This window comes from Rhodococcus sp. 27YEA6 (assembly GCF_044908235.1).
GTDB classification, from domain to species: domain Bacteria; phylum Actinomycetota; class Actinomycetes; order Mycobacteriales; family Mycobacteriaceae; genus Rhodococcus_F; species Rhodococcus_F qingshengii.
The window spans coordinates 57,717-74,847 of record NZ_JBIYCY010000005.1 but is presented as its reverse complement, the minus strand read 5'-3'; the positions used below and the strand labels follow the sequence as shown (position 1 = coordinate 74,847).

At 64.5% G+C, this 17,131-nt stretch carries 13 protein-coding genes; 7 read left to right on the top strand and 6 right to left on the bottom strand.

Annotation, left to right across the window (positions count from 1 at the left end; all coding sequences use genetic code 11):
- Window positions 1-10 precede the first annotated feature (10 nt).
- Genes ABH939_RS15360 through ABH939_RS15350 form a run of 3 tightly spaced genes read left to right on the top strand, consistent with a single transcriptional unit; the run spans window position 11 to window position 7,127 of the window.
- Window positions 11-1,516, top strand: coding sequence for a TIGR02677 family protein (locus tag ABH939_RS15360; protein WP_404649779.1), 1,506 nt, complete (start codon window positions 11-13; stop codon window positions 1,514-1,516).
- A complete protein-coding gene (locus ABH939_RS15355; RefSeq protein WP_054187391.1) occupies window positions 1,513-2,955 on the top strand; it encodes a TIGR02678 family protein in 1,443 nt (480 codons plus the stop codon). The genes ABH939_RS15360 and ABH939_RS15355 overlap by 4 nt, the downstream gene beginning before the upstream one ends.
- Window positions 2,952-7,127: a TIGR02680 family protein gene (locus ABH939_RS15350; protein ID WP_322943166.1), complete on the top strand. Its 4,176-nt coding sequence runs from the start codon at window positions 2,952-2,954 to the stop codon at window positions 7,125-7,127. The genes ABH939_RS15355 and ABH939_RS15350 overlap by 4 nt, the downstream gene beginning before the upstream one ends.
- Window positions 7,128-7,184: 57 nt before the next feature.
- Here ABH939_RS15350 and mshC read toward each other — a convergent pair whose 3' ends face one another.
- A complete protein-coding gene (gene mshC / locus ABH939_RS15345) occupies window positions 7,185-8,426 on the bottom strand; it encodes a cysteine--1-D-myo-inosityl 2-amino-2-deoxy-alpha-D-glucopyranoside ligase (protein ID WP_204855840.1) in 1,242 nt (413 codons plus the stop codon).
- 10 nt (window positions 8,427-8,436) lie between these two features.
- The gene (locus ABH939_RS15340; protein ID WP_370852732.1) at window positions 8,437-10,527 is read right to left on the bottom strand and encodes an MMPL family transporter; all 2,091 of its coding nucleotides are present in this window, start codon (window positions 10,525-10,527) and stop codon (window positions 8,437-8,439) included.
- A gap of 127 nt (window positions 10,528-10,654) precedes the next feature.
- Here ABH939_RS15340 and ABH939_RS15335 point away from each other — a divergent pair, with 127 nt between their 5' ends.
- A complete protein-coding gene (locus ABH939_RS15335; RefSeq protein ID WP_042450996.1) occupies window positions 10,655-11,113 on the top strand; it encodes a MarR family winged helix-turn-helix transcriptional regulator in 459 nt (152 codons plus the stop codon).
- On the opposite strand, the gene ABH939_RS15330 is transcribed toward ABH939_RS15335, so the two are convergent.
- From ABH939_RS15330 to ABH939_RS15315, 4 genes are read right to left on the bottom strand one after another with little or no spacing between them, the layout of a single operon-like run.
- Window positions 11,110-11,916, bottom strand: a complete 807-nt coding sequence (locus ABH939_RS15330; RefSeq protein ID WP_030537533.1) for an SCO1664 family protein — start codon at window positions 11,914-11,916, stop codon at window positions 11,110-11,112. The two genes, ABH939_RS15335 and ABH939_RS15330, sit on opposite strands and share 4 nt — an antisense overlap.
- Window positions 11,917-11,920: 4 nt before the next feature.
- Window positions 11,921-12,520 (bottom strand): DUF3090 domain-containing protein, encoded by a 600-nt coding sequence (locus ABH939_RS15325; RefSeq protein ID WP_003946200.1) that lies wholly within the window; start codon window positions 12,518-12,520, stop codon window positions 11,921-11,923.
- 55 nt (window positions 12,521-12,575) lie between these two features.
- A complete protein-coding gene (locus ABH939_RS15320) occupies window positions 12,576-13,271 on the bottom strand; it encodes a histidine phosphatase family protein (RefSeq protein WP_003946173.1) in 696 nt (231 codons plus the stop codon).
- Between the two features lie 58 nt (window positions 13,272-13,329).
- Window positions 13,330-14,175: an undecaprenyl-diphosphate phosphatase gene (locus ABH939_RS15315; protein WP_030537531.1), complete on the bottom strand. Its 846-nt coding sequence runs from the start codon at window positions 14,173-14,175 to the stop codon at window positions 13,330-13,332.
- Between the two features lie 228 nt (window positions 14,176-14,403).
- On the opposite strand from ABH939_RS15315, the gene ABH939_RS15310 reads away from it, so the two are divergent.
- The 3 genes from ABH939_RS15310 (at window position 14,404) to ABH939_RS15300 (ending at window position 17,122) form a co-directional block, all read left to right on the top strand.
- Window positions 14,404-15,339, top strand: a complete 936-nt coding sequence (locus tag ABH939_RS15310; protein WP_003946175.1) for an aldo/keto reductase — start codon at window positions 14,404-14,406, stop codon at window positions 15,337-15,339.
- Window positions 15,340-15,431: 92 nt separating this feature from the next.
- Complete coding sequence (locus ABH939_RS15305; RefSeq protein WP_003946162.1) at window positions 15,432-16,118, top strand: heme oxygenase (biliverdin-producing); 687 nt, start codon at window positions 15,432-15,434, stop codon at window positions 16,116-16,118.
- Window positions 16,115-17,122, top strand: a complete 1,008-nt coding sequence (locus tag ABH939_RS15300) for a hemin ABC transporter substrate-binding protein (RefSeq protein WP_042450998.1) — start codon at window positions 16,115-16,117, stop codon at window positions 17,120-17,122. The genes ABH939_RS15305 and ABH939_RS15300 overlap by 4 nt, the downstream gene beginning before the upstream one ends.
- The last annotated feature ends 9 nt before the right edge of the window (window positions 17,123-17,131 follow it).

The following is a 17,131-nucleotide window of genomic DNA, read 5'->3' as shown; positions in this document are numbered from 1 at the left end:
CTACCCTGTCATGGTGGAAGAAACGAGTGCGCCCGATTACGCCGCGTACGCCGACACCAATCGACTGAAGCTGTTTTCGTTCACGATCGCGGAAAAACGGGCCGAGTACCTCTGGGTACTTCGTGCCTTCGACCATGCTCGCGCCAACTACACCGTCCTGCTGCATGCCGGAGCCGTCGCGCAAATCCTCGAGAAGATCGGTGGATCGGATCCGGCGGCCGATCTGTCGGCAGCAGAGGTCACTCCCCTGTTGGATCAGCTCCACGTGTGGGAGATCCTCGAGCGCAGCTACGACGGCACCCGCGCGGCCACGCTGGCCGAGTACCGCAATCGCCACTTCGTCTACCAGTTCGGTCAGGCCGGATACCAGGTCTATCGATCAGTCGAAGACGTTCTCGCCGCACGCCTGGACTCGGCGTCGCTCTCGCGTCTCGCTTTGCCGGACCTGCTCGCAGACATGTCCGAACTCGCCGAGGCCAACCGAAGCTCCGACGGCGATCTGATCTTCCGCAAGCTCAAGCGCCTCGACTCGACACTCTCCGACATGGCTGATCGAGCCGCGCACTTCTATCTGACCCTCGGGGACCTCGTACGGACCACGGAGATCACTCCGCAGGCTTTCCTCACGCACAAGGACGCTCTGCTCACGCACATGCGGGAGTTCAGCTCCGATCTGGCGCGCTACGCCCCCAAGCTCAAGGAAGCGATCGAGCACGTCGAATCCACCGGGGTCGATCGCATGATCCGCCTCGCCGCCGCCAGTGACGAACGGGTGTTCGTCCCGATCACCGAACGCGAAGACGACTGGGCTGCGCGTTGGCGAGGATTGACCGCCTGGTTCGTCTCCGCGGAATCGGGGATCAGCGAGTCCGAGCGTCTACGTGAGGGCACGATGAGCGCGATCGCCGCGGTTCTGGCGCTCCTTCGCCGGGTCACGGAAACCCGTCGCGGCGGCGTCAGCCGTGAGAGCCAGCTCCGGCACCTCGCCGGCTGGTTCGCCACCACGCCGTCCGAAGACGCAGCTCATGCTCTGTTCCAGGCAGTGTTCGACCTCGGTCGTCCACGCCATCTCTCGATGGTGCATCCGGACGCCGACATCATTTCGCACTCACGCTCGTGGTGGGAGGCACCGCCGGTCGAGATCGCGCGAACACTCGCCGAAACCGGCCGCCCGCCCTCACCCGGCTTGCCGAGCAAAGTCGCCCGCAACGACGGCAGCATCCGCCGCCTGCGCGAAGAGCAGTTGGCGGCGCAACGTACGCGCAGTGCCGCGGCGCAATCCCTCGCGTCGAACGGTGTTTATCAGCGCGAACTCAACGAGCAGGAGACCGAAGTTTTGCTGAGTCTGCTCAATGCAGCACTGACCGCGCGCGTTCCGGTGGTGGGACGCGTCAAGAGCTCCACCGGTAGTGAGAACGGGGTGAAGCTGACGCTCAGTCCCTCGGACGGTTCGACCACCATCAAGACTGCTCGCGGACGAATGCATCTCGACGGCATCGAGGTCAGTGTTCGATGAGAGCTCGCGAGATCACGCCCCTAGCCCTCGATTCGTACCAACGAGCGGCGCGTGTGATTCTGTCCAATCACCTGATCACCTCGACGTACCCGGATCGAATTGCGTTGCCGCTCTTGCGCCGTTGGGCCACCGAGCTACGTGACGACTTACTGGAGCTGTTCGGATACCGCCTCGAGGTGACAGAGACCACCGCTCGCCTGTTCACGGTGTCGGATCGGCTCAACCCGTCGGCACCGGCCCGAACTGCCTCCGAGCGAACCTTCGATCGCACGCGTTACGCCTACCTGGCATTGTGCCTGGCCGCGTTGGGCCGCGCCGGGAACCAGATCACGTTGTCGGAGTTGGCGGATCACGTCGCGGCCGATGCTGCACAAGTCGACGGCGTCGAACTCTCCACCGATCGTGCGTCCGACCGCGACGCCTTCGTCGACGCAGTGGGCTGGCTCGGAGTCAGAGGCGCCATCGCCCTCGCCGACGGTGACGCAAACGGCTGGGCGTCCAATCCCGAAGCGGGAGAAGCGCTCTACGACATCGACCGTTCCGTCGTCGTAGCGCTGTTCCGTCCACCGCGCGCCCTGCAGCACCTACACTCCATCCGCGGACTCCTGGCCGTCGAGACCTCGAGCGCCTCCGAGGACGACGGAATTCCTGTGGACGCGAAAGAGATCGGACGCCGAGTGCGTCGGGCTCTGGTCGAGCGGCCGGTCGTACTGGCCGGTGAACTCGATCAGCACGAATTGATTGCGTTGGCGCAGCCCAAGACCGCGTCGGAAGTCGAACTACTGACGGGGTTGGTGGCCGAGCGCCGCGCCGAGGGAATCGCGATGATCGATCCCACCGGCCGACTCTCCGACGTCCGCTTCCCGAGCACCGGAACGATCGCTCAGGTGGCACTTCTCCTGGCCGGCGAGATTGCCGACCGCGTACTCGACGTCGACGCTCCTGAACTGCCGAAACTTCCGATCCCGCACGTGTCGGACGATCACCTGATCGAACAACTCGATGCCGCCATCCCCGAGGCCGGGATCTTCGAGGACCTCGCCGACGAGGACGACGACTTCGTGCTGCCCGCCGGCGAACCGGCCGAGCCACCGCCACCCGTCACGTACCCGAAAATCGACGACGACTGGCTCGCTGACAAGGTCACCGAGTTGGTGGACCAGTTCGGGCGAACTTTCGCGGCGCAGTGGCAGGCCGATCACAACGGGCTGCGCAAGCAGGCGCTCGGGTTGCTGCAACGTCTGCGCCTGACGCATGCGGTCGACGGCGGCGTACTGGTGTTGCCCGTCCTTGCCCGGTACCGCGACGTCGTGGTCTCCGTGCGCGAACGCGATCCTCAGATCGACTTCGCGGTGGACAACTCCGCACCGGATCCGGTCGACGAATTCGGCCCCGAACCTTCCCCCAACGGCGAACTATCAGAGGTAGAGAACGTATGAGCAACGCCCGCTTCCGACCTACTCGGGCTGGAATCATCAACCTCTGGGATTACCGAGACCAAGAGTTCTCGTTCGCCGACGGTCGACTGGTTCTGCGGGGACCCAACGGATCCGGCAAGACCAAGGCCCTCGAGGTCCTGTTCCCGTTCGTCTTCGACGGCCGCATCGAACCGCGGCGCCTCAATCCGTTCGCCGGTGAAGAGCGCACGATGAAGTCCAACCTGCTCTACCGGGGCCAGGACAGCGCGCACTCCTACGTGTGGATGGAGTTCTGCCGCGGCTCCCTCGAAGATCCCGAGTCGGTGACCGTGGGAATCGGCATGCGGGCAACCCGAACCAACGACAAGGTCACCCGCTGGTACTTCGTCGCCGACGGCCGCGTCGGAGTCGACTTCTCGCTGATCGGCAACGACGATCGTCCTCTCACCAAGAAGCAGTTGGCCGAACAACTCGGCAGCGATTCCATCACCGACCGTCCCCTCGACTACCGCACAGCCATCGACGCGCGAATGTTCGGTCTCGGAGTGCAGCGCTACGACCAGCTGATCAATCTCATTCTCACACTTCGCCGTCCCCAGCTCGCGAAGAACCTCGACCCGAAGGGCCTTTCGCAGGCACTCACCGACGGTCTCCGTCCACTCGACGATCAGTTGGTCCTCGAAGCTGCGCGTTCGTTCAGCGACATGGAGGAAGTCGGCCGCGCGCTCGAGGGGCTCGCGGCCGCCGATCAGGCAGCCCAGAGTTTCATCGGGGTCTACACCAAGTACCTGCGTCAGCAGTCTCGCGGAGAGATCGAACAGGTCAGCACCCGCCTCGCAGCGGTCACCAGAGGTGTTGCCGCCATGGACGAGTCGTCGCTCGCCCAGACCCGCAGCCGTGAGGCGCGGGCAGCAGCCGAGGAGCGCTTCAACCAGGCCGAGCAGGCACTCGAGAACGCGCGCGCCAATGTCGAAGCACTGCAACGCTCGAGCGCGTACGAAGGCAAACAGCAACTCGACGACCTCGCCCAGGCCGTCGCGACGCTCAAGCTCTCGACCGAGCAGCAGGCAGACAAGTCCCGGAAAGCGCAGGCCGCACTCGCTCAACGCGGCGACGAAGCCGACAAGGCTGCATCGTCGGTCAAGCGTGCGGCCGAAGCACTCTCGCGCGCCGAGGACGAACTTCAGGCAGCAGCCGAGGACGCCGGCATCGTCTGGACTCCCCTGCCCGACGGCTCACGCAGTGACCAGATCACGGCAGCAGTCCGTGGCCATGCCGAGGAGCGTGACGGTGACGTACGCGTCGTCCGCACCGCACTGGCGACCGTCGAGAAGGCGGCGACCGAACGAACCCGGGCCGAAAACAGCTCTCGCCGTGGACAAGAGCTGCTCGAAGCGTCCAAGGCGGCTGTACTTGAGGGCGAAGCTGCCGTGGAACTCGCACGCAGTCAGTGCGCCAGCGGGCTGCGCGCGTGGTGGACCGATCACTCCTCCCTGTTTTCGGCTGTCGGCGCCGACACGTCGCTGTTCGAGGCTCTCGACGCGGCGCTCGCCGAAGTCGGCGACGAAGACGCTCCGGCGCTGTCCGCAGTTCTCGCCGAGCACACCGAAGCCGGCACCGAGACGCTGCGCGAGCGTCGACGTGAGGCCGAAGCTGAAATATCTGCCTCACACGCCTCCATCGCGGCTCTCAAATCCGAGCGCAAGGCCGTCTCGGCGGAACACGACGACGCTCCGCCTGCCTTCCACGCACGCACCGACAACCGCAGTGAACTGGGTGGTGCACCGCTATGGCAGTTGGTGCGCTTCGCCGATTCCGTCGAACCAGACGTGGCCACGGGAATCGAATCCGCACTCCAAGCGGCAAATCTGCTCGACGGCTGGGTCTGCCCGGACGAGAAGATTCCCGAGCACGTCAGCGAGCAGTTCCTGACGGCTCTGACCGTCAAGCAGCGTCCGAAGGGACGAACGCTGGCCGACGTCCTCGAGGTCGAAGGCAATGCCGACGTACCCGACGCTCGGGTACAGGACATTCTCGCGTCGATCAGTCTCGTCGAGGCGCCGGGCGACTCCGACGCAAGCGTCGCGATCGGCGTCGACGGCCGCTTCTGGCAGGGCGTCGCGCGTGGCCGGCACGTCAAGGCCGACGCCGAGTACATCGGCACCACAGCACGGGCGCGTCGACGCGAGGCTCGGATCACCGAGATCGACGCGGCTCTGGAAGAACTTGCCGCGGCAGTCGATACGGCCAAGGCACTGGTGGCGCAGACCAACGAGCAACTGAGCCGGATCAACTCTGCGGCAAAGGAATTGCCGAAGACAGGTTCGATCCTGCGCGCACTCAAGACGGTCACCGAATCCGCCGGCGCACTCCGTACTCGCTCGGAGGCCACGGAAACGGCACAACGCGAACTCGATGCGGCGATCGCTGATCTCGCGGCGAAGGAAAAGCAACTCCGAGCGACGGCGTCGCAGCACCGGACGCCGCATATCGGCCGTGAACTCGACTCCCTCGCGGCGGCGATCCGTCATTTCGAGAAGCAGGGGGAACTGGCGCTGCGCTGCCGACGGGAGCATGCCAAGGAAGTCGAACTCGAACGCGAGTCTCGCGACCGTCTCGACGAATCACGCGCCAATGCGGAGGAATTCGCCGAGGAAGCCGCCATCGCCGAGGAGAGTCTGCTCCAGCAGGTGCAGCGTCTCGAGACGCTGCGCGACACCCTCGGTGCCAGCGCCGAGCAGATCGACCTGGACCTGGCAAAAGCCCGCGCGAAGATCGAAGAATGCAAGGTCGAACAGCGTGCGGCGCGAAAGGCGTACGACGCCGCCGTCCTCCAGATCGGCACGGCGGAGGGTGCGTACAACACCGCTGTCGAGACTCTTCGGCACACCCTGACCGAAACCCGCAGTGATGCAGAGCGACTCGCACCCTACGCGCGCCCGGACCTTCTCGAATTGTTGGGCGTCAAGGAACATCTGAGCTGGCCGGCAAGTTCAGCGGCGTGGATGAGCCCCGATCAGTTGGTCTACCGCATCCAGAACGAAGATCGCAGCGAGGACGCGGCCCACCCGCCTGTCCTCCCCGAAGACGTCGACAAGTTGTACCGAGCGCTCGAGGCTGCGACCTCGGCAGTCCGAGTCACCGACGGAGCCCGCAAGGCAACCCGCACGGCACTGACCTCGGCGTTGCAGGACTTCGACGCCCAACTCGCAGCGGCCGGACAGGACTACCGTCTGCAGTGGGATGCACCGGATGGGCTGACCGTCGTACGAGTCCAGGACGATCAGGGCTATTCGTCGATCGGCGAGTTCGCAACGCGGATCCACGACGCTCGCGGCGATCAGGAGCAGTTGCTCACCGAATCCGAGCGTCGCATTCTCGAAGATGCCCTGTTGACCGGATTGGCTCAGCAGATCCACGAGCGCACGGTCGACGCACGCGAGTTGATCGCACAGATGGGCACCGAGATGCGTGAGCGTCGGATGTCCTCAGGCAATACCATCGGCGTTCACTGGGTGCTCGCCGACAACCTCGACGACAGCTCGCGGGCGATCTCCAAGCTGCTGGATCGAGACGCGTCGGCCCTCGGCGTCGATGAACTAGCTACTCTGCGAGCACATTTCGCGACGCAGATCCGTACCGCCCGCGCGGCGCACCCCGAACGCTCGTACCCGGAGATTCTGTCCTCGGCGCTCGACTACCGTCAATGGCGCGTGTTCTCGTTCACCCTCATCAGCGGTGAGGGCAAGGAAGACCGTCTTACCGTCGCGCGGCACAGCGCGCTGTCCGGTGGCGAGCAGTCCGTCTCGCTGCACCTTCCTTTGTTCGCCGCGGCGCACGTCATGTTGGACTCGGCCGACCCGCACGCCCCGCGTCTGCTGGCACTCGACGAGGCCTTCGCCGGTGTCGACGACAACGGTCGCAGCGAGCTTCTCGGCTTGAGCGTTCAGTTCGACCTGGACCTCTTCATGACCGGCTACGACCTGTGGATCACATACGCAGACGTCCCCGGGTGTGCGCACTACGACCTCGCGCACTCCACGGCCGAACAGGCGGTCAGCGCCGCGCTGCTGGTCTGGTCGAACGGTGAGCTGCTTGCCGAGCACGACGGAACGGATCTGGCGAGGGCATTGGGCTCGCCGCTACGGCGCCGGGTGCCGACACCCGCCGAAGGTGCGTTGGACTACGCCTAGAAACTGCTGTGCGCCTTTATTAACCGCCCGCGGTTAATAAAGGCGCACAGCAGGGGTTCAGCGAAGCGAAATACCCAGTAGGGCGTCGACGGCATCGGCGAACTCGCCGGGTGCCTGCGTGTCGGATCCGCCGCCCTCGATGGCGCGGCGGGCCCAACCGTCGAGCGCGTCGAGCGCCTTCGGGGTGTCGAGATCGTCGGCCAGGTGCTGACGCAAACGCGCAACAGTGTCGGTGGCAGACGGCGCAGAACCGAGAGCCGCGGCCTCGCGCCACACCTTCAGGCGCGACTGAGCATCCGCGAGGACCTGATCAGTCCACGCGCGATCCTGGCGGTAGTGGCCGGACAGCAGTCCGAGACGGATTGCCGCTGGGTCCACCCCCTCACCGCGCAGCTTGGAGACGAAGACCAGGTTTCCGCGACTCTTCGACATCTTCTCGCCGTCGAGACCGATCATGCCGGTGTGCACATAGTGCCGCGCGAAACGGCGATCACCCGTTGCCGATTCGGCATGCGCCGCCGAGAACTCGTGGTGCGGGAAGATCAGATCGCTGCCACCGCCCTGGACGTCGAAGCCGGAGCCGATGCGGTTGAGTGCAATGGCCGCGCACTCGATGTGCCAGCCGGGGCGCCCCGGCCCGAAGGGTGAGGGCCACGAGGGCTCGCCCGGACGCTCCGCACGCCAGACAAGTGCGTCGAGAGGATTGCGCTTTCCGACGCGATCGGGATCTCCGCCGCGTTCGGCAAAGAACTTCTCCATCGTCGCGCGGTCGTAGCCCGACTCGTAGCCGAACTGCTCGGTCGCGTCGGCACGGAAGTAGACGTCAGGGAACTCCGCGTCGTCGACGATGTACGCGGCGCCGGACGCCACGAACTTCTCCACCAACTCGACTACTTCGTTCACCGATTCGACGGCGCCGATGTAGTCCTTCGGCGGAAGCACACGCAGCGCTTCCATGTCCTCGCGGAAGAGAGCCGTCTCACGCATGCCGAGGACGATCCAGTCCTCGCCGTCGCGATTGGCTCGCTCGAACAGCGGGTCGTCCACGTCGGTCACGTTCTGGACGTAGTGGACATCGTGTCCGGCGTCGCGCCAGATGCGGTTCACGAGGTCGAACGTGAGGTACGTGGCCGCGTGGCCGAGGTGGGTGGCGTCGTACGGGGTGATGCCGCAGACGTACATCGTCGCCTTCTTGCCCGGGGTGACGGGGCGAACCTGACGGTCGGCTGTGTCGTACAGCCGCAACGGCGGCCCCTGACCGGGAACGGACGGGAGTGCGGTATCGGACCAAGACTGCATGCTGCCGAGCCTAGTGGAGACTGCTCTGAGGCTGGGAAGGTGCTGGCTGATCCTGCTCCGGTTCGGGCGTCGACGCGAGCTTGCTCGGCCACCAGATCTTCTGACCGATGTCGTAGGTCAAGGCCGGGACCAGCAAGGATCGGACGATCAGAGCGTCGAGCAGGACACCGAACGCCACGATGAACGCGATCTGGGCGAGGAACAACAGAGGGATCACCGCCAACGCCGAGAAGGTTGCTGCCAGAACAACTCCGGCAGATGTGATCACCCCGCCGGTCACCGTGAGTCCCCGCAGAGCACCCGCCCTGGTGCCGATCTTCAGCGCTTCCTCACGCACCCTCGTCATGAGGAAGATGTTGTAGTCGATTCCCAGAGCCACGAGGAACACGAACGCAAAGAGCGGGACCACCGGATCCGCGCCGGGGAAACCGAAGACGTGGTCGAACACCAGCGACGAAATGCCCAGTGTCGCAGCAAACGAGAGCACAACGGTGCCCATGAGAAGCAGCGGTGCGAGAAGCGAACGCAGCAAGAGCGAGAGAATCACGAACACCACGATGATCACCACGGGAATGATGAGTGTCCGGTCCCGTGTCGAGGTGGTCTTCGTGTCGAGGTCGGTCGCAGTGACGCCACCGACCAATGCGTCGGCGCCCTCCACTGAGTGAACTGCATCACGCAGTCGCACGATGGTGTCTTCGGCCTCGAGCGAGTCGGCAGCGTCAGTCAACGTCGCCTGCAGGGAGACTCGCCCGTCGACAACCAGAGGCGCTCCCCCGTTCTGCACGACGCTTACGTCGCTGACACCCTCCACGCGACTGGCTGCCGCAACGGCATCCACTTGGTCTGCATTCGCGATGACCACGGCCGGTGAACCCGAACCCGCGTCGAAGTGCTCGCCGAGAATCTCCTGGCCTGCAACCGAATCGACATCGAGCAAGAAGATGTCGGACGACGAGACACCGCTGGCTTTGAACTGCGGCATCATCATCGCGAAGATCACCAGCACCAGCGTCGACGCCACCCAGAAGCGGCGCGGATGCCTACCGATTCGAGCAGCGAGCCCGGCCCAGAACCGGTGATCGTTCGCCTCGTCGTGGTGCTCGCGGTCGGCATCGAACTTCGGCTTGGTCGGCCAGTACGCCGTCCTCCCGAACAGAACCAGGACAGCAGGTAGGAAGGTCATCGATGCGAGGAAGGACGCGGCGATACCGATGGCGGCCACCGGACCGAGTCCGCGGTTCGAGTTCAGGTCGGAGAGCAACAGGCACAGAACGCCCGCGATGACCGTTCCTGCAGACGCTGCGACAGGTTCGAGCGTCGCGCGCCACGCAGTGCGCATTGCTGCGTACTTGTCCTTCTCGATCCGCAATTCTTCCCGGTAGCGAGAGACCAGCAGTAGCGCGTAGTCGGTGGCGGCACCGAACACGAGGATGAACAGGATGCCCTGGCTCTGACCGTTCAGTGCGATGACGTCCGCGTCCGCGAGCAGATACACGAGCAAGCTCGACAATCCGAGTGCGAAGATCGCCGAGAAGATCACCACGAACGGCAGGATCGGGCTTCGGTAAACGATGATCAGGATCACGATCACGACGGATCCGGCTACCAACAACAGCAATCCGTCGATACCGGCGAATGCTGCCGACAGATCCGCAACCTGCCCAGCGGGGCCCGTGACCTTGACTGTCAGTCCGTCAGGGCTCGACTCCAGCGCCGCGCGCAGCGCTTTCACGCTGTCCTTGACTTCGAGGGTGCTGTCGACCGGCAGGAACATCTGGAGTGCCTGGCCGTCGGCCGACGGGATCGGCGGCGATGAGGCGTCGCCGAATCCTTCGGTACCGACGAACGAATCGACGGTCTGGGAAAGGAAGGTCGAGTCGGCGGGCTCGAGGCCACCCGGTCGTTCCGCCACGATGATGGCCGGCACGAAGCGCGTGTCCGTGAAGCTCTCTTGAAGCTTTGCCACCTCGGTCGCTTCGGCCGACGCGGGCAGGAACGACGTGTTGTCGTTCTGCTGCACCGTGCTGAGCTTTCCGGCGAACGGACCGCCGAATCCTCCGATTGCCAGCCAGCCGATCACGAGGAGAGCTGGCACAATCCATCGAAGGCGACGAACAGGACGATTTTGTACTGGTGTGCTCACTGGGTCTCCAGGGATCGGCAGCAGAGGACTTGCCGACTATTTTGTTCAGCATGCTGAGTAATTGCAAACGGAAGGCAGAAAAATGAGCAGCGACGGCCTGGACGACTGGCCCACCGGCCGGCTGTTGTCCACCGCTGCACGCCTGGTGGAGCACTCGTGGGAGAAGGTCTTGCGGTCTCAGGACATGACGCACGCGGGCCTGATCGTGCTCCACTCGATCGCCGGTGGGGCGGCGTCTCAACGCGACATCGCGAAGAACGCCCGCGTCACCGATCAGACGATGAGCCGCACGATCGACCGTCTCGAACGAGCGGGTTACGTCACTCGTGACACCGATCCGAGGGACGAGCGTCGGCGCGTGATCGCGATAACCGACGCCGGAAGACTGACGTACGAGCGACTACTGACGCTCGAGAAGGAAGATGCGGCGTTGACCGTCGGCGTCGGGGATGTCGCCGCGCTGCGCGAACAACTACTGCGATTGGTTCGCTCACCCGGATTGACGGCAACTCGCGAACAGCAGGAAACGTCTCGCGACTAGAAGGCCGGCCAGGGAATCGTTCGATGGCCGTTCGGCTCAGGCATCACAGCGGACTCGGCGAACTGCATCGCCCGCACCGCCAAGGCCACGATTTCCTCTTCGGTGATCAGTTCGGACAACTCGTCGCCGAGATCCCCGTCGAGAGTTGTCGCGAATTCGGCGACGTCGGCGATCAAAGCACCGGGTACGGGCTGCCCGGCCCACCCCCACAACACGGTCCGCAGCTTGTTCTCCGAGTGAAGACAGATTCCGTGATCAACGCCGTACACCGAGCCGTCGACGCCTTCGAGAGCGTGACCACCTTTGCGGTCGGCGTTGTTGATGAGGACGTCCAGAACGGCCATTCGCTGCAGCCGTGGATCGTCCGCATGGATCAGGGAGACTGGTTCACCCTCCGAGTCGAAGGCCTGCAGGACCTCGAACCACCCCGGCGGAACATTGCCGGGACTGCACAGGTCCACCATCTCGAGTCCGCCAGATCCATCCGCGCGGCGATCGACGGTGTCGATCCATCGCTGCACCATGCCTGGACCGAAGGGGCCGTCCCGCAACACTGTTCGCGGAATCACTCCCCAACCCAGCGCCTCGGACACGCGGTACGACGCGACCTCACGCCCCGCCAGAGTGCCGTCCGGGAAATCCCACAGTGGGCGTTCACCCCGGACCGGCTTGTAGACCACGCGGGTGGACTTCTCCCCCAGAGTTGACTCACATACCAGCGTGGCGTTGCTCGCCGTGGTGATCTGACCGATCAGAGTCAGATCACCCTCGAGCAGCACGTCCGGCACACCAGGTTCGGACACGACGTCAGACCTCGTCGTCGTCTGCGTCGTCGATCGCGAAACCGAAGGACTCGCCGCGTCGGTACCCATTGGTGCGGATGCAGACGTGCCCCTCGGGCGCCAACGGTTCACCACACAGCGGGCACGGCGCGCGTCCCGCCGCGATGACGCGTTCGGACCGCAGCGAAAACTCGCGCGCTTGCTCCGGAGTCAGGAACACACGGACCGCGTCCGGACCGTCGTCGGCGTCGTCGAGGACAACCGATTCGTCGAACTCCGTCTCGCTGACGGCAAGCAGCTCCACGACGACCGCGCCGGCATCGGCGTCCCAACCGAGCCCCATCGTGCCGACCCGGAACTCCGCGTCGAGCGGTGTGACCAGCGGGCTGAGGTCGGAGACGTCGTCGGCTTGTGGCGGAACCTCGGTTCCGAAGCGTCGATGTACCTCTTCGAGGAGTAAGCCCATGCGATCGGCGAGGACCTGAACCTGCTGCTTCTCGAGCAGCACACTCACCACCCGTGATTCGTGCACGGCCTGGAGATAGAAAGACCTGTCACCGGGTTCGCCCACCGTTCCTGCGACAAATCGGTCAGGAGTGCGAAATACGTGAATCGCGCGCGACATTGCACCTCCTCGAGTTCGAGCAGAACATCACTGAATACCCATTATCCGTCACAGCTCACGCACCGACCTCTCCGCCGGGGACGGACTCCTGCGCGGGAGCCGAACCGTTGGTCGCGGCCTTCGCTGCACCGATCGCGGCGAGCACGTCTCCGGTGTCGTTGACGCGAAGAACGAACGGCAGTGTCGCCGTGTAGCGAATCACACTGACCGAGGCGGGCTCGGCGACGATGCGCTGGAACGAATCGAGATGCATCGCAAACGCGTCGGCGAGAACCGATTTGATGACGTCACCGTGCGTGCACGCGATCCAGACGACGTCCTTGCCGTGTTCTTCGGCCAGCCGTGCGTCGTGCTCTCGGATCGCGGCAACGGCTCGCGCCTGTACCTGGGCCAGCCCTTCACCGCCGGGAAACACTGCACCGGAAGCGTGGCGCTGCACCACTTTCCAGAGCGGTTCTTCCAAGAGTTCCTTGAGCGGGCGACCCGTCCAGTCGCCGTAATCGACCTCGATGAGGCGATCCTCGACCACCGGCGTCAGACCACGGTCGACGGCAATGGGGCCGACCGTCTGCTCACACCGCAACAGCGGCGAGCGGACGATCTCCGCGATGTCCAGACCGACCAGCCGATCGACGACGCCTTCGGCCTGTTTCCGGCCGTGGTCGTCGAGTTCCACACCCGGCGTTCGACCGGCCAGGGTATGGGCAGTGTTGGACGTCGACCGCCCGTGCCGCAGTAGGACAACTGTCATTCCACAACCCTAATGGGGCGGTGGCCGCACGGACGGGTGGTCGACGTCGAAACGGGCCCTATGTCGCGGACACGACCCCTGTGGCCAGCAACGCAAGGACGACTACGCCGAGAGCGATTCTGTATCCGACGAACCAGTACATGGAGTGATCGACAACAAATCGAAGCAGCCAGGCGATCGCTGCGTAACCGACCGCGAAGGCGATGACGGTTGCCACCAGCAACTGCGGACCGCTCGCGTTCAGACCCTCACCGGCCGGCTCGAAGGCATCCGGGAGGCTGAACAAACCGGAGGCGAGAACTGCCGGAATCGCCAACAGGAACGAGTAACGGGCTGCGGCCTCACGGGTGAGTCCGAGGAAAAGGCCGGCACTGATCGTGCCACCCGAACGTGAGACACCCGGGATGAGCGCGAGCGCCTGAGCCGAACCCATGATGATGCCGTCGCGCGCTGTGAGCGATTCGATCGGGCGCGTCTTGCGTCCGTAGTACTCGGCAGCAGCGATGACGAGCGCGAACACGATCAGCATCGTGGCAATCAGCCACAGATTGCGTGCGCCGGTACGGATCTGGTCTTTGAAGAAGAACCCGAGGATGCCGACCGGGATGGTGCCGATGATGACGTACCAGCCCATCCGGTAATCGAGATCGCCCCGGTGCTCGGCATTGAACACACCTCGGAACCAGGCAGTGATGATCCTCACGATGTCGCGTGCGAAGTAGATCAGGACCGCCAACTCGGTGCCGAGCTGCGTCACCGCGGTGAACGACGCGCCGGCGTCACTGCCGAAGAATATCTCCGACACGATTCGCAAATGTCCGGAAGACGAGATGGGCAGGAACTCGGTCAAGCCCTGCACGAGGCCCAGGATCACGGCCTGGAGCCAGGTCATCGCTTCGCCCATCACTCACCGATCCCGGCTGATTCGAATGGGGTTACTGCACACAGGTTTCGTGTGTCGGGTTCACGTTTCACCGGCGCCACGCTACCGGGGCCCACGGCGCCGCGCCGCGCCCGGCACGTCCGTGTCCGAATACCCCGACTCGAGGCGAGCGCCTACTAGTCTGCACGTGGTGAGATCTCTCGGGTGCCGCACTTGCGCACACGAGTCGGGCGCGAGATGCAGGCGGTTATGAAGCACAGATCTGTCGGAACGAGCGGACTTCGGGTCTCGCGACTTGGGCTCGGCACACTGACATGGGGACGCGACACGGACGGCGACGAGGCTGCTGCGCAGCTACTCGCGTTCGCCGAGGCCGGCGGAACCCTGGTCGACACCTCGCCCGCCTACGGCGCCGGTGCGGCGCAACGAATCCTCGCCGAGTTGCTCGACGACGTCGTTCCACGTGACGAACTCATCATCAGCTCGAGCGCCGGCATCGACCCCACACCGATCGGCACCGACCGCGTCGACTGCTCGCGGCGCGGATTGCTCCGCCAGCTCGACGCGACTCTTCGTGAACTCGGAACCGACTTCCTCGACATGTGGCAGGTCGCAACCTGGGATCCGCTCACGCCTGTCGACGAGGTTGCAGCAACCCTCGACTACGCCGTCTCGAGCGGCAAGGTGCGGTACGTCGGAGTTCGCGGCTACCTCGGCTGGCAGCTCGCGACGGCCGTAGGAGCCGGTGGCGCAACAACACTCGCCGCGACGCAGGCCGAGTACTCGTTGCTCGCACGCGGCGTCGAGGAAGAATTGTTCGCAGCGGCGGCCCATCACGGCGTCGGAGTGTTCGCCGCAGTACCCCTCGCTGGCGGTGTGCTGACCGGCAAGTACCGCGACGGCATTCCCGTCGATTCCCGCGGCGCCGACGAAGCACATTCGCAGGATGTGCAGAGCTATCTGACCGATTCCTCGATCCGGGTGGTCGACGCAGTCGTTACCGCTGCCGACGGTCTGGGTACTTCCCCACTGGCGGTGGCACTGGCCTGGGCGCGCGATCGCGCCGGGGTGGCCAGCGCCGTCGTCGGCACGCGTGATCTCGCCCAGTTGACAGGAGTACTGGCAACCGAAGAATTGGAACTTCCGAAAGCGATTGCCGCGGCTCTCGACGATGTGAGCGCTTGATCTGTCCCGCTGATCGAAATACCGGAGGTATCGTGTTGGCGAGGGCAGGCTAACCTAGTAGGCAACGCTTGACTACAGCCTCAGGAGAATCAATGACCACGCTCGACGTAGACAGCCTTTCCGCAGACGCAGGCCCAGCGTTCTCCGAACGAATCAAGACCGAGACGGACGCAGCACACCGCGAGACGGAGCAGTCGCGATTCGTAGGCGCACTACTCGGCGGTGAGCTGACCACGGCTGGCTACGCCGCACTTCTGGGACAGACGTACCTCGTCTACACGAGCCTCGAAGAGGCCGGCCGCACACACGCCGACAACGAGTTGGTCGCCCCGTTCCTGTCCGAGGATCTGTTGCGCGTGGCTTCACTCGAAGCCGATCTCGAGTTCCTCGGCGGACCGAACTGGCGCGACGAACTCGTGGCCCTGCCGGCAACCGAGCGTTACATCGCCCGCCTGAAGGAGGTGGCGTTCGATTGGCCTGCCGGCTTCGTCGCACATCACTACCTTCGGTACATGGGCGATCTCTCGGGCGGACAGATCATCCGCCGGATGCTCGAACGCGCCTACGGATTCGAGACCGACGGACTTCGCTTCTACATCTTCGAAGGCATCCCCAAGCCGAAGCCTTTCAAGGACGACTACCGCTCGAATCTGGATGCACTGCAGATTCCCGCCGAGGAACAGCAGCGTTTCATCGACGAGGTGAATCTGGCGTACCGCCTCAACGGCGACCTGTTCGCCGACCTCGAAGGCGACATCGAGAGCTACCTCGTCAAATGATGAAGCGCTTGGCCGCGGCGGCTCTGGTCGCAGCAGCCGGTTTCGGTCTGGTGGCTTGCGGGTCCAGCGACACTTCGACGACATCTCAGGGTGCCAGGACCGCGGTACTCGAAGATTCCAGCCCGGTTCCCGTGTCCGACAACCCGACCGCGACACTGCCCGTGACGGTGAAGAGCTTCGACGGCGTCGACGTGACCATCACCGACAACAGCCGGATTGTTGCGGCCGACCGCTACGGGACGCTCGCGACGACGACGGTGGCGCTCGGCCTCGGTGACAATCTCGTCGGCCGCGACACCGCCGCCAAGTTCCCCGCGGTCGCGGACGTGCCGGTTGTCACGGTCGGCGGCCAATCGCTCAACACCGAGGCAATTCTCGACCTCAATCCCACCGTTGTTCTCACCGACACCAGTATCGGGCCCAAGAGCGTCCAGGATCAGTTGCGCGCCGCCGGTGTTCCCGTCGTCTTCTTCGATCCGACCCGAACACTCGAGGGTGTGCCAGGACAACTCCAGGCCGTCGCCGACGCGCTCGGCGTCCCTGCCCAGGGCGCGGCGCTGGTCGACCGGACCGAATCGGAAATCGCTGGAGCTCGTGACCTGGTCCCCACCGAGGGCGATCCACTGAAAATCGCATTCCTCTACATGCGCGGATCGGCCATCACCATGATCGGCGGTGAAGGGTCCGGAGCAGATTCCTTGATCGAGGCACTCGGCGCCACCGATGCAGGAACCGCCTCGGGCATCACACAACAGTTCGTGCCCATCACCAGCGAAGCGCTCATCGCCGCAGCGCCTGACGCCCTGCTGATGATGACGGACGGATTGGCATCGATCGGCGGAATCGACGGCCTCGAAAAGGTCCCTGGCATCGCTCAGACGCCGGCTGGAAAGAACAAACGAGTAGTCGACATGGCGGACGGTGTACTGCTCAGCTTCGGGCCGAACACCGGACGCGTCATGGCGGCACTCGCCGAAGCGATCTACGAGCCCGGTGGATCGTGAGCAAAGATT

Coding starts and splice junctions, on each gene's coding strand:
- ABH939_RS15335 (WP_042450996.1), top strand. CDS start 10,655: ATGAGCAGCGACGGCCTGGACGACTGGCCCACCGGCCGGCTGTTGTCC.
- ABH939_RS15350 (WP_322943166.1), top strand. CDS start 2,952: ATGAGCAACGCCCGCTTCCGACCTACTCGGGCTGGAATCATCAACCTC.
- ABH939_RS15355 (WP_054187391.1), top strand. CDS start 1,513: ATGAGAGCTCGCGAGATCACGCCCCTAGCCCTCGATTCGTACCAACGA.
- ABH939_RS15305 (WP_003946162.1), top strand. CDS start 15,432: ATGACCACGCTCGACGTAGACAGCCTTTCCGCAGACGCAGGCCCAGCG.
- ABH939_RS15310 (WP_003946175.1), top strand. CDS start 14,404: ATGAAGCACAGATCTGTCGGAACGAGCGGACTTCGGGTCTCGCGACTT.
- ABH939_RS15325 (WP_003946200.1), bottom strand. CDS start 12,520: ATGTCGCGCGCGATTCACGTATTTCGCACTCCTGACCGATTTGTCGCA.
- ABH939_RS15360 (WP_404649779.1), top strand. CDS start 11: ATGGTGGAAGAAACGAGTGCGCCCGATTACGCCGCGTACGCCGACACC.
- ABH939_RS15300 (WP_042450998.1), top strand. CDS start 16,115: ATGATGAAGCGCTTGGCCGCGGCGGCTCTGGTCGCAGCAGCCGGTTTC.
- mshC (WP_204855840.1), bottom strand. CDS start 8,426: ATGCAGTCTTGGTCCGATACCGCACTCCCGTCCGTTCCCGGTCAGGGG.
- ABH939_RS15320 (WP_003946173.1), bottom strand. CDS start 13,271: ATGACAGTTGTCCTACTGCGGCACGGGCGGTCGACGTCCAACACTGCC.
- ABH939_RS15315 (WP_030537531.1), bottom strand. CDS start 14,175: ATGGGCGAAGCGATGACCTGGCTCCAGGCCGTGATCCTGGGCCTCGTG.